The sequence below is a fragment of the Weizmannia sp. FSL W8-0401 genome, from assembly GCF_038009125.1.
Classification (GTDB): Bacteria; Bacillota; Bacilli; order Bacillales; family Bacillaceae_C; genus Weizmannia; species Weizmannia coagulans.
The window spans coordinates 1,439,568-1,452,520 of the sequence record NZ_JBBPAG010000001.1; the positions used below are offsets into that span (position 1 = coordinate 1,439,568).

The following is a 12,953-nucleotide window of genomic DNA, read 5'->3' on the forward strand; positions in this document are numbered from 1 at the left end:
TTTGCCGATGCTTTTCTTTTTAACCGCCCTTTAAGGATTGGCGATCCAGACGCTTTTGACTTCCGTATAGTTTTGGAGCGCGTAGGAACCCATCTCGCGCCCGATGCCGGATTGTTTATAACCGCCAAACGGGGAAGCAGCATCAAACACATTGTAGCAGTTGACCCAAACCGTTCCCGCCCGGAGACGGTTTGCAATATAGTGCGCATTGGCCACATTTTCCGTCCAAACCCCTGCCGCAAGCCCGTACTCGCTGTTGTTGGCGCGGCTGATTACTTCATCGAGGGATTCGTAAGGCATTGCCGCAATGACTGGGCCGAAAATTTCCTCTTTGGCGATCGTCATCTCATCACGGACATCTGCAAAAATCGTCGGTTCAACAAAGAAGCCTTCTTCACGCGGTTTTTTTCCGCCTGTCACAATTTCCGCCCCTTCATCAAGCCCTTTTTCAATATAATTCAAAACGCGCGCTTGCTGCTCATCTGAAACAAGCGGCCCCATTTCCGTATCTTTATTCAGCCCGAAGCCCTGCTTAATTGACTGGGCGTGGGAGGCCATATCGGCAATGACATTATCGAAATGTTTCTTTTGAATGAAAACGCGCGAACCGGCGCAGCATACTTGCCCCTGGTTGAACATTACGCCGTTTAAAGCGCCAGGAATCGCTTTCGATAAGTCGGCATCCGGCAAAATAATGTTCGGGGATTTTCCGCCAAGTTCGAGCGTGACCCGTTTTAGCGTTTTCGAGGCATTGGCCATGATCAGTTTCCCGACTTCAGTGGAACCGGTAAAGGCAATTTTATCCACAAGCGGGTGGTCGACAAGGGCGGCCCCGGCAGTTTCCCCAAAGCCCGGCACAATATTGATGACGCCATCCGGGAAGCCGGCCTCGCTCACCAGCTGCGCCAAATAAAGGGCGGAAAGCGGCGTTTGTTCAGCCGGTTTTAAAATGATCGTGCAGCCGGTCGCAAGCGCGGCGCCCATTTTCCACATTGCCATTAAAAGAGGGAAGTTCCAAGGGATGATTTGCCCGACAACCCCGACCGGTTCATGGCGGGTATAGTTAAAGTAAGGGCCGTTTACGGGAATGGTCTGGCCGGTGATTTTCGTTGTCCAGCCGGCATAATACCGCATATGTTCAATGGCAAGCGGAATATCGGCATTTGCCGTTTCGCGGATCGGTTTCCCGTTGTCGAGCGTTTCGAGCTGTGCCAGCGCTTCCCGGTGCTCTTCCATCAGATCCGCCAATTTATACATTAACCGGCTTCTATCGGCAGGGTTCATCCGCGGCCATGGGCCTTCATCAAATGCTTTTCTGGCGGCTTGTACGGCAAGGCCGATATCTTGTTTATCCCCTTCATAGACCGTAGCCAGCGTTTCGCCGGTAGCCGGATTCGGCGTGTCAAATGTTTTGCCGGATGCGCTTTCAACAAATTGCCCGCTAATGAACATCTTCTTTTTGCCCTGAAGGAAATGCTGAACCCTTTCATCCAACTGCACGGTTAATTGTTCCATTTCAACCCCTCCGTTTATGTTAATTTCAAGGAGACAAGCCTCCTTATACACTTGCTTTGCGCGACAGTCTGTCAGCGCTTACATCAATATTATACTAAATCTAAAAAATAGGTGCAATAGAAATCATTCGAATAATTTGAATATATTTCGTGGAAAACCGCAAAAATTCGACATGCTCCTTTATGAATAATTATTCGCTACTAATTTTCTAACAAAAAATAATTATTTTATCTTTTTATTTTACTAGTTTCATATTATAATCTATATATACATACATTTTAAGAAACGAGGGATAAAATTGACGATTAATGAGAGAATGGCACTAAAAATCCGCCTGGAGCAGCTGGAAGACGCTGAGATCCGGGTTATACAGGAATTTCAAAAAGAACGGGAATATATTTTTAAAAGATTAAGGGAGCTGGATGAAAAAGAAGGTCAGCAGGCAGAAGCAGCATCCGGCAAACCGGAATATGTATCTTTTAATACGCTTGCGTCCGTCCCGCCGGAAACCTCCGGCGGCGAAGTCCTTACGAAAGAAAGAAAGGTGCGGAAATCGCGGCCGTCAAGAAGAAGCAAGTCGGGCAAGATGAGAGAAGAGGCCATCCAAATATTAAAAGAGGTTTCGAAACCGATCAGAGGGGCTGAACTGCAGCGGATGATCGAAGAAAAAACCGGCTTTAAAATCGCTAATATGACCTCTTTTATGAAATCCGTCGAAAAACTCGATCCGCGCATCCGCAAACCGGACCGCGGGCTGTATCAATTTGTGAATGATACAGCAAATACGGAAGAACCGCATCAGGAAATGGAACAAAATGAACACGAGCCGGAGGAAAACGAGGCAGTTGCTGAACAGAAGTAAACCGGCATAAAAAATCCCCGGAAATCCGGGGATGAAAAACAAAAAGCGGCGGGAACACATTAACTGTGCCCCCGCCGCTTTTTTTGTATTTTAGTGACTACCAAACGATCAAGATGCAATTATGAATTTGATTCTTCCTTCGGCGGGTGGGTCTGGTAAAATTTTTTCTGAATCAGCGTCTGCCCGATCATAAACAGCCCGCTCACCGTCCAGTACAGCGGCAGAACCGCCGGAGCTGAAAAAGAAACAAACAGGATCATGATCGGCGACATGAGCATCATGTATTTCATTTGCTTTTTCTGTTCTTCAGGGACCCCGATCAGGGAAATCTGGGCCTGGATGAAATAAATGACACCGGCGAGAATGGCCATCGGAATATCCACTTGTCCGAGATTGAACCATAAAAAGGAGTGGGTCGCAATTTCTTTCGAGCCGCGGATCGCATAATAAAATCCCATTAAAATCGGCATTTGGATGATAATCGGCAGGCATCCCATATTCAGCGGGTTAACGCCGTGCTTTTGGTACAGCCCCATCATTTCCTGCTGAAGCTTTGCCTGTTCTTCTTTCGTTTTTGCCGTTTTGATTTTTGCCTGCAACTTATCCATTTCCGGCTTCAAAACTTTCATTTTATCCTGCATGATTTGCGTTTTTTTGAATGTATGCAGCATAAAAGGCATAAGAATCAGCCGGATGATTAACGTCAAAACAATAATGGCAATCCCGTAATCGCCATGAAGCAGCTGGGCCGTTGCTTTAATGACAATTGAAAACGGGGCAACAAAATAATGATGGAAAAATCCACCGCTGTGCCCGCCGTTTGTATTTGAACATGCGCTCAAAACGAACAATAAACCACTTAAAACCAATGTGAAGCTGAAAAATCTTTTCATGAAATATCCTCCTTCAGTATATTGCACAAATCCTGCCCTCTCCGGCCGGCGTTAAATCCGGTTCCGGATCAGGATCCTCAGAAGGATATGTCCGTATTCTGACACAACTTAAAATCCAAACCGTAAAGAAATTGCACCGGCATTCCGCAGCCGGGCGGGTGTGTACAGTAAAATCCTGCATGATGGCGGCGGGCCTTGCTTCAACAAACGCTGCCGGCCTGATCACAAACCGGCTGAGATAAAGAAAACCTGCTGCCAGTACGTAAAATGACAGCGTGCAGACGGCCGGATCATTTACAAAATCGATGATGTTTTGAATCAAAGCTATTCACTCACTTTAAAGAGATCAGTACAAAGTATACTTTAAATTTATCTGTTTTACAATCGTAATCATCATTTTACCATACACTGCGAAAGAATCCTAATTTAAGGGAAGGGGAGTATGGCCGGACAGCGTGAAAATGGAAAAAGTTATATGTGCATATAAACAGGGCTGCCCGGATGGACAGTCCTCATTTACGCCGTTAGTGAATATCTTTTTTCTTAAATCTGCCGCCGCGCACTTCCGATATGTTTCCAACCGCAATAAAGGCGCTTTCGTCAAATTCTTCTACAATTGATTTCAATTTTGCTTCTTCAAGGCGGGTGATGACGCAGAAAATAACTTTTTTATTGTCTCCTGTATAAGCGCCTTCCCCGTTCAGATAGGTTACTCCGCGTCCGAGGCGGGCCATAATGGCTTCGCCGATGTCATACATCTCGTCGCTGATGATCCATACCGATTTGGATTCATCCAGCCCCTGTACAACCACGTCGATTGCTTTTGTGGCGATAAAATAGGTAATGACCGAATACATGGCATATTTCCAGCTGAACACAAAGCCGGCACAGGTAAAAATGAAGAGATTGAGGCCGAGTATAATTTCACCGACAGAGAAAGGAAGCTTTTTGTTTAATAGAATGGCAAGCGCTTCTGTTCCGTCAAGGCAGCCTCCCCAGCGGATTACAAGGCCGACGCCGATGCCAAGGATAATGCCGCCGAAAACCGTACACAGCAGCAAATCATCCGTAAACACTTTTACGGGGGTCAACAGGACGGTTGTCACCGACATGACGGAGATGCCGTAAAGGGTGGTCAAGGCAAAAGTTTTTCCGATTTGCTTGTACCCGATATAAAAGAATGGGAGGTTTAAGATGAAAATAATAGGGCCCAGTTTCCAGCCGGCAAGGTGGGAGAGGATAATCGAGATGCCGGTGATGCCGCCGTCCAGAATCTGATTCGGGACAAGGAACAGCTCGAGGGCAACCCCCATAATCATTGCGCCGAGGCTGACAAAGATAAAACGCTGGCCAAGTACCGCCCACTTATTTTTCTTCTGCCTGAATGATGCATATGTTTTTGCAGTTTCTTCCATACTTTACTTTATCCCCTTTCCAAGTATTTTTGTGAAAAAATGTACATTATACGCATACATGAGCCGTTCCTTTAAGAGCAGCGTTTGCCAAAGCCTAGGATTTTCCCTGAACCGGAGAACGAAAAATACATTTATAATGAAGGACGCTCCCGATACAAACAGATGAGAAAAAGCGGGTTTTTATAACAGAGGAGAAAAACCGGTACAAACATCTATAATTTAATTATATTATAAGAAAGTTAAAAAGTGAATGAATATGCATTTCCATGTTGTTCAAATTTTTTCCGGCCGTGTTGAAACATGGGGCATGGCGCGCTTTCAGGGGCCGAATTGCCCGTATTGGCCGCGAAAATGTTTATAAAAAAGCCCGGCTTGGCCGGGCTTTTTTAAACATCCAATCTATTCTTTTTCCAAGGCGGCTTTTAAAGCATCTGCCAGGCTGTTGCCGAAACTTTCCTCTTTCTTTGTGTATTTTTGCAGCAATTTCTTTTCTTCATGTTTTGACAAAGTTTTTTTCTTTTCGTCCGCTTTTTGGACAATATTGCAGTGGCGGCATTGGAAATACACGCCGGATTTGCCGTGATGAATCTCCATCTTTTTATGGCAGGTCGGGCAGCGTCGGTTGGAAAGTTTCGGGCTTTTCCGCTTTGTAAACCGGCATTCCCGGTTTGAACAGACAAGCTTTTTCCCGTCTTTGCCGTTTACTTCTTTCATAAGGGAACCGCATTCCGGGCATTTCGTTCCCGTTAAATTGTGGGCGCGGTATTTTTTGTCACTCGTCCGGATTTCACGGACGAGGCGTACGGTTTCCCGGCGGATGGTTTCCAAAAACTGCTTCGGGTTGCCTTTTCCGCGGGCAATCGCTTCAAGCTGTTCTTCCCATTTTGCGGTCAGTTCCGGCGATTTCAACTCGTCATTTACAAGGTCGATCAGCTGCTTGCCTTTCGGTGTCGGCACAAGGCGGCCGGACTCACGGCTGATCGTTTCGGAGGAGACGAGCCGTTCAATGATATCGGCGCGTGTTGCCGGCGTCCCGAGCCCGTATTTTTCCATCCTGGAAAGAATATCCGCTTCGGAATACCGTTTCGGCGCTTCGGTTAGATGCTGGCTGAGCCGGATTTGTTCCAGCTTAAATGTTTTTCCTTCTTTGATCGAAAGCAGCGCCGTATTTTCCCGTTCCTGTTCATGGTGCAAAACAGCGGTAAACCCGGCATTTTTCACGGCCATTGTCCGCCCGGCCAGGGTTTTTCCGCCTGCTTGAAGCTTAAATTGGACGGTTTCATATTCATAAACCGGGTAGAACAGCGCAAGGAACCGTTTTACGATCAGATCATAGATTTTCCGTTCATCGGCAGATAAATCCGGCAAGGCCGGGCGTTCATCCGTTGGAATAATCGCATGGTGGTCCGTCACCTTTGCATCATTGATGACACGTTTGGCCAGTATGTTGCCTTTCCGGGAAAGGACCGGCTGAACTTCTTCTTTGTACGCATCTTTCACCGCAAGCAGCCGGTCGTACATCGTGTTTTCCATATCTTTCGTCAAATATTTCGAATCGGTGCGCGGATAGGTAACGAGTTTATGCTGTTCATATAAGTTTTGCAGCACGTTCAATGTTTTCTTTGCTGTAAAACCGAAGCGGTGGTTGGCGTCGCGTTGCAGTTCCGTCAAGTCGTAAGGGAGCGGCTGCTGCTCTTGCTTCTGTTTGCGGATCACTTGTGTTACAACGGCAGTCTGCCCGGATAAAGCCGCATGTATGGCATTTGCTTTTTGCTCGTCAAATATCCGTTTCTCACCGTTATGGTCATACGATACTTCGAGTTTTCCGGCGAGCGCTTCAATGGTCCAGTATTTTTTCGGCACAAAAGACTGGATTTCCCGTTCGCGCTCGAGCACCATCGCCAATGTCGGCGTCTGCACGCGCCCGGCGGAGAGCGGGTCGTTGTATTTCACGGTTAAAGCGCGGGACACGTTCAACCCGATCAGCCAGTCTGCTTCGCTGCGGCAGACGGCGGAGCGGTACAGATTGTCATACTGCTTTGCCGGTTTTAATTGCTTGAACCCGTCTTTAATCGCTTTGTCGGTCTGGGAAGATATCCATAACCGTTTTACCGGTTTTTTCCAGCGCATTTTTTCCAGAATCCAGCGTGCGACAAGTTCGCCTTCGCGCCCGGCATCGGTTGCGATAATACAGTCTTTGATGTCGCTTCTTTTGCCGAGCTGTTCGATCACTTTATATTGCGGATATGTCTGCCGGATTGTTTTGGTTTCCATTTTATCCGGAAGAATCGGCAGGTCTTCCATGCGCCATTCTTTATATTTCGGATGATAATCTTCCGGCATTTTCAGTTCGATCAAATGGCCGAGCGCCCATGTCACGATATAGCGCGGCCCCTCAATATAACGTTTTTTATTTTCCGTGCAGCCGAGGACGCGCGCAAGTTCGCGCCCGACGCTCGGCTTTTCGGCGAGTACAAGCGATTTCATTGCATAACACCTTTCTTTTATTCCTGTCTGAACAAGTATAACGCATCAAACAGGATTGATAAATGATTTCGTTTCTTCTGTTTTCACAGTGAAAATTTTGAAATGCAAACGGGCTTTTGGTAAAATGGTGCTTTGTAAGAGACAGTGTAACCTGAAAGCCTGCATTATATCTTGCAAATATAATTGGATAGGTGGTTATCGATAATGGAACAAACAAAGCCGTACAGAGTCTTATTGTATTACAAGTATGTTGAAATTGAAAATCCGGAAGCCTTTGCAGCTGAACATTTGCAGTTTTGCAAAGAGACCGGTTTAAAGGGGCGTATCCTCGTTGCCAAAGAAGGGATCAACGGCACTGTTTCCGGAACGGTTGAACAAACAACCAAATATAAAGAAAAGATGCACGCAGATCCCCGGTTCCGGGACATGGTCTTCAAAGAAGATGAAGCAGACGGCCATGCGTTTAAAAAAATGCACGTCCGCCCGCGCAAGGAGCTTGTTACGCTGCGGCTTGAAAAAGACATCAATCCGAATGAAAAAACGGGGAAATATTTGTCTCCGAAAGAATTTCGCGAGGCGCTGCTGGCTGAAGATACCGTCGTACTGGATGCGCGCAATGACTATGAGTATGATCTCGGGCATTTCCGCGGGGCATTGCGCCCGGATATCCGCACTTTCCGCGAACTGCCGGAATGGGTGCGCGAACATAAGGATCAATTAAAAGGCAAAAAAATTGTGACGTATTGCACCGGCGGCATCCGTTGTGAAAAATTTTCGGGCTGGCTGCTGGAAGAAGGGTTTGAAGATGTCGGCCAACTGCACGGCGGGATTGTGACATACGGAAAGGATCCGGAAGTGCAGGGAGAGCTGTGGGACGGCAAACTGTATGTATTTGACGAACGGATTTCCGTTCCGGTCAACCGAAAGGAACATGTCGTTGTCGGCCGGGATTATTTTACGGGGGAACCGTGCGAACGTTATGTCAACTGCGCCAACCCAGCCTGCAACAAGCAATTTTTATGCTCGGAAGAAAATGAACATAAATATATGCGGAGCTGCTCGCATGAATGCCGCACCGTGCCAAATAATTTATATGTAAAAGAACACGGCCTTACACCGGAAAAAGTAGCTGAACGGCTGCGCCGGATCGAAGAAGAAGACGCGGCGTTAAACCGGTAACCGGCGCGGCTTTTAACCTTACGATTCGGAAAGCGGATGGTGAAAAAGGGGATGGAAACCGTGCTCGCTCCCTGCCGGAACGATTCCTTGCTTCGGAAACGGCATTTTCTTGAAAGAAACAAGGCCTAAAGAGCGGAATGTGAAAAAGAGAAGAAAAACCGGGAACTGCTGCAAACATCCCAGCTCGGGGGCAGGGTTAACAAGCGGTGCGTTCCGGAACAGAGAAAGGATTTGGTGCAACTGGGCCAAATCCTTTTTATCTGCCTGTTTTTTGTGTAAAATGGGGAAAAATGGGCATCTTTGCCGCTTCATACGCGGTATGGCAGAGGATGAAAATCAGCGGGCAATATTTTCAGGATAGAAAGAAAGGCGGGATTTGGATGTGCGGGAGGTACACGTTAACGGCATCTGTAAATGAATTGGAAAAAAGGTTCCATGCCAAAGCTTCTTTTTCAAGCAGTGAATATGCCAAAAGTTATAATGTCGCGCCTTCGCAAATGGTGGCTGCCGTGATCAGCGCCCATGGGCAGTACAGACTCGGTTTTTTAAAATGGGGCTTGATTCCTTCCTGGGCAAAAGATCCGAAAATCGGGCATAAGATGATCAATGCCAGAAGCGAAACCGTATTTCAGAAACCGGGTTTCCGGGAGGCAGTGAAAAGGCGGCGCTGCCTCATTCCGGCCGATTCTTTTTTTGAGTGGAACCGAAAAGACGGCACCCGGGCGCCGATGCGGATCAGTCTTAAGAACAGGGGCATTTTTGCGATGGCCGGGCTTTGGGAAAAATGGATGGACCAGGAAGGGAATCCGGTCTTTACTTGCACGATTTTAACGACAAAGGCGAACAGGATGATGGCAAAAATTCACGACCGGATGCCGGTGATTTTACGCAGGGAAGATGAAGAAAAATGGCTGGACACATCGGTCACTGAGGCGGGCCGGCTGTTGCCACTCCTTTCGCAGTATGATGCAGACCTAATGGAAATGTATGCCGTATCTGAACGCGTCAATTCGCCGAAAAACAATTTTCCAGAGCTGTTATTGCCAAAAAATTAAATTTTTTGTTGAAATGTTGTGGCAAAAAGTTTATCATAAAGGTGACAATTTCATGAACGTAACCACAGGGGGAGCGTTAAGCTGAGAGTGAACGCCATGTTCTGACCCTTTGAACCTGTCCGGTTAATGCCGGCGTAGGGATGTGGAATTTCTTTTGTCCTCCCATGGTTCGTTATGTTCATGCATACCAAAAGGGGGATTTTTTTATGGGCAAATTAAGTTTACAGGCTATGATTGAAGCGGCTATTTTTGCGGCGTTCGCGCTCGTGTTGGACTTATTGCCGTCCATTAAGGTGACGTCCGCGATTTCTCTGTCGTTTGCCATGCTGCCGGTTTTTGTAGTCGCTTTTCGCTGGGGATTTAAAGCAAGTGTTGCTTCGGGATTTATTTGGAGCTTGCTGCAGATCGTCACCGGTGATGCAAATGATATTCTCAACCCGATTCAGGGCATCATGGAATATCCGGTCGCTTTTTCATTCATCGGGTTTGCCGGGCTTTTTCGGCCGCTTATCGAAAGAAGCTGCCGCCATGCCAAAAGGGGCACGATGACTTTTTGGATATGCCTTTCTGTTCTTGCCGGCAGTTTCGCCCGCTATTTCTGGCATTTCGTGGCCGGCGTGTTTTTCTGGGGTTCCTATGCGCCTAAAGGGCAGTCGGCGTTTCTCTATTCTTTCATCACGAACGGCGTCACGATGATTGGCAATGGCATTTTATGCGCAGCTGTTGCGGCGATCCTCTTTAATGCCGCCCCGCAGCTGCTGACAAAATACCGCAATCAGCACAGGCATGCGGCGTAAAAGCAACTTGAAAACGGCAAGGCAACTGCGCCTTGCCGTTTTCACTTCAGGCAGGAGGCTTTATGGAAACAGGCGCCTTGTAAAGCCGGAGTTCGGTTTCACCGCTTTTTCAGTTGATCATGGCCGGCAGAACGGGTAATGGCCGTAAGAAACGGGAAAGGATAAAAAGAAGGAATAATGAAAGAAAGGGGATTTTATGGATAAAGACATTCATCACCCGTTTGGCCGCCGGATCATCCCGATGACTTCGATTGAAAGCGGAACAGGCAGGGAATTGCTGCCGGATATCTATTGCTTTACCATCCAAATTGTAAATGTGTGTCTGATCGGCAGGGCCGGAACCGGTACATTTGTCCTCGTGGATGCCGGCATGCCGGGTTCCGCCGGCGCGATATTTTCAGCCGTGCGGGAACGCTTCGGGGAAAAGGCAAAACCAAAAGCGGTTTTACTAACGCATGGCCATTTTGACCACGTGGGTGCGATTGCGCCATTATTGGAAAAATGGGACGTGCCGGTTTTTGCACATCCATTGGAGCTGCCCTATTTAACCGGGCGTGAAACGTATCCGGATCCCGATCCGACTGTTGAAGGCGGCCTGCTGGCGAAGATTTCCATGATATATCCGAATGAACCAGTTGATCTTGGCAAGGCTGTCCAACCCCTTCCCGAAGACGGGACGGTCCCGTTTCTGCCGGGCTGGAAATGGATCCATACGCCCGGCCATTCGAACGGGCATGTATCGTTCTTCAGGGAAGCAGACAACGTGTTGATCGCGGGGGACGCATTTATCACCGTCAGACAGGATGAATTTTGGAAAGTGCTGGTGCAAAAGCAGGAAGTAAACGGGCCGCCGCGCTATTTTACAAACGACTGGAAGGCGGCAAAACGCTCAGTTGAAAAATTGGCTGCCTTAAAGCCGGAAACTGCTCTTTGCGGCCACGGGATCCCGATGTCCGGCGCCGGCTTGCGGGAAGGGCTTGAGGCCCTTGTCTCCGGATTTGATGAAATCGCGCTCCCGGATCACGGGAAGTACGTGGATGGCGCACAATAGGCGGTTTCTTCATTGCTTCCTTCCCCGCAAAGGTTTACAATAATTTGTAAATGGATGGATAAAAAGGAGCGAGAAAATTGGAAGTCAAAGATTTTATGATCCGCGATGTCATTACGGTAAAAAAAGAGACGACGATCCGGGAACTGTTAAAGGTGCTTGCCCACCACCGGATCGGCGGCGTACCGGTCGTGGATGCGGAAGGAAAGCTGCTCGGCATGGTCAGTGACGGGGATGTCATCCGCTTTTTGCAGCCAAAGGCACGGACCGTTTACGATTTTTATATTACGATCGTGGTAAATGAGCAGGAAGACTTTAATGAAAAATTGGTGCACAGCCTGGACTTCCCGGTGGAAAAGATTATGAAACGGCGGGAACTGTATACGGTAAGGCCTGAAGACGATTTTGAAAATGCGCTCAGGATTCTGGCAAAACACCATTTTAAAAAGCTTCCGGTCGTCAATCAGGCAGGGCGTGTTGTCGGCGTCATCTCAAGAGGCGATATCATGCGCCAGATTACGGATAAATTGCTCAACAGCTAAATCGCAATGTTTAGACCGGCCTCCCCGGGGAAGACTATACATAACAGTCTTTCGGGGAGGTCAAATCATGAACGGAACTTCAATGCCGCAATCTCCTGAACCGTTGTGGCGCAAAACGGTCACGATGCCGCAATTTCCATCGTTAACGCAGGATATGGAAGCCGATGTGGCCGTTGTGGGTGCCGGAATGGCCGGGATTGTAACTACCTATTTGCTGGCAAACGAAGGGTATAAAACGATCCTGTTTGATGCCGGATCCATTGCAAATGGCACAAGCGGGCATACGACGGCAAAAATCACCGCACAGCACGGGCTCATTTATGATGAATTGATCCAGCATATAGGAAAAGAAAAAGCATCCCTTTATTACAAAGCAAACGAAACAGCTGCATCGTTCATTGAACAAACGATCCTGAAGCACGGGATCCGCTGTGATTTTTCGCGGCAGGATGCCTTTCTCTATACCAATTCCGATGCATATATTGAAAAACTGGAAAAAGAAATGCAGGCGTATGAAACCCTCGGCATCCCGGGAGAATGGATCGGTTCGCTGCCGGACGGGATTCCCGGGAAAAAAGCGGTGAAAATGGCCGGGCAGGCACAGTTCCATCCGCTTTCGTACTGAAAAGCACTGATTGAATATTTAATGGACAAAAATGTCCCGATTTTTGAACAAACCACTGCGAAAGATATCGATTTTGGCAGCCCATTAAAAATCAAAACGGAAAAAGGGCATACCATGACGTGCAAATACATTTGCATCTGTACACACCTGCGAATACCGACGTTGCCAGGCAGCTCGTCAAAGGAAAACTTGACATGCGGGATCAATCTTTAGATGCGTTAAAAAATGACGAAGGGGCCGTTGTCCGTATTAACGGAAAGCGGGCAGGCGCCTACAAAGACTAGGACGGGAACCTCTATCTGGTCGATACGACATGTACCCATATGGGCTGTGAAGTGAAATGGAACTCGGGAGACCGCACATGGGACTGCCCGTGCCACGGTTCGCGGTTTGCTTGTACAGGCGAAGTGGTAGAAGGGCCGGCGAAAGAACCGCTGAAAAAAATCGATCAACAGGACTAAAGTGCTGCAAACACCGCCGCAATTCGACGGTGTTTTTCTGCTTCTATGCGCGAATTCGTGACTTTATGCCTATG

10 protein-coding genes, 1 pseudogene and 1 riboswitch are annotated in these 12,953 nt (G+C 47.9%); of the genes and pseudogenes, 7 read left to right on the plus strand and 4 right to left on the minus strand.

Features of this window, described 5'->3' with window-relative positions; all coding sequences use genetic code 11:
• Window positions 1–30: 30 nt before the first annotated feature.
• Window positions 31–1,515, minus strand: a complete 1,485-nt coding sequence (locus NSU00_RS06805; RefSeq protein WP_340702575.1) for an aldehyde dehydrogenase family protein — start codon at window positions 1,513–1,515, stop codon at window positions 31–33.
• Window positions 1,516–1,813: 298 nt separating this feature from the next.
• On the opposite strand from NSU00_RS06805, the gene NSU00_RS06810 reads away from it, so the two are divergent.
• Window positions 1,814–2,377, plus strand: a complete 564-nt coding sequence (locus NSU00_RS06810) for a Rok-like winged helix domain-containing protein (RefSeq protein WP_340702576.1) — start codon at window positions 1,814–1,816, stop codon at window positions 2,375–2,377.
• A 119-nt stretch (window positions 2,378–2,496) separates the two neighbouring features.
• On the opposite strand, the gene yidC is transcribed toward NSU00_RS06810, so the two are convergent.
• The 3 genes from yidC to NSU00_RS06825 form a co-directional block, all read right to left on the minus strand.
• Window positions 2,497–3,270, minus strand: a complete 774-nt coding sequence (yidC, locus tag NSU00_RS06815; protein ID WP_207368806.1) for a membrane protein insertase YidC — start codon at window positions 3,268–3,270, stop codon at window positions 2,497–2,499.
• Between the two features lie 524 nt (window positions 3,271–3,794).
• A complete protein-coding gene (locus tag NSU00_RS06820; RefSeq protein ID WP_340702577.1) occupies window positions 3,795–4,685 on the minus strand; it encodes a YitT family protein in 891 nt (296 codons plus the stop codon).
• Between the two features lie 399 nt (window positions 4,686–5,084).
• Window positions 5,085–7,172: a DNA topoisomerase III gene (locus NSU00_RS06825; RefSeq protein WP_029141630.1), complete on the minus strand. Its 2,088-nt coding sequence runs from the start codon at window positions 7,170–7,172 to the stop codon at window positions 5,085–5,087.
• 204 nt (window positions 7,173–7,376) lie between these two features.
• Between NSU00_RS06825 and trhO the strand changes: the two genes are divergently transcribed.
• The 6 genes and pseudogenes from trhO to NSU00_RS06855 all read left to right on the plus strand — a co-directional run bounded on the left by trhO (window position 7,377) and on the right by NSU00_RS06855 (window position 12,879).
• Window positions 7,377–8,351 (plus strand): oxygen-dependent tRNA uridine(34) hydroxylase TrhO, encoded by a 975-nt coding sequence (gene trhO / locus NSU00_RS06830; RefSeq protein WP_013859237.1) that lies wholly within the window; start codon window positions 7,377–7,379, stop codon window positions 8,349–8,351.
• Window positions 8,352–8,731: 380 nt separating this feature from the next.
• Window positions 8,732–9,406, plus strand: coding sequence for an SOS response-associated peptidase (locus NSU00_RS06835; protein WP_340702579.1), 675 nt, complete (start codon window positions 8,732–8,734; stop codon window positions 9,404–9,406).
• A gap of 57 nt (window positions 9,407–9,463) precedes the next feature.
• Window positions 9,464–9,564: riboswitch (TPP riboswitch) on the plus strand.
• A gap of 48 nt (window positions 9,565–9,612) precedes the next feature.
• The gene (thiT, locus tag NSU00_RS06840; protein WP_340702580.1) at window positions 9,613–10,203 is read left to right on the plus strand and encodes an energy-coupled thiamine transporter ThiT; all 591 of its coding nucleotides are present in this window, start codon (window positions 9,613–9,615) and stop codon (window positions 10,201–10,203) included.
• 196 nt (window positions 10,204–10,399) lie between these two features.
• Window positions 10,400–11,254: an MBL fold metallo-hydrolase gene (locus NSU00_RS06845; protein ID WP_017553248.1), complete on the plus strand. Its 855-nt coding sequence runs from the start codon at window positions 10,400–10,402 to the stop codon at window positions 11,252–11,254.
• Window positions 11,255–11,331: 77 nt separating this feature from the next.
• Window positions 11,332–11,793: a CBS domain-containing protein gene (locus NSU00_RS06850; protein WP_340702581.1), complete on the plus strand. Its 462-nt coding sequence runs from the start codon at window positions 11,332–11,334 to the stop codon at window positions 11,791–11,793.
• Between the two features lie 67 nt (window positions 11,794–11,860).
• Window positions 11,861–12,879: pseudogene (locus tag NSU00_RS06855) on the plus strand (FAD-dependent oxidoreductase).
• The last annotated feature ends 74 nt before the right edge of the window (window positions 12,880–12,953 follow it).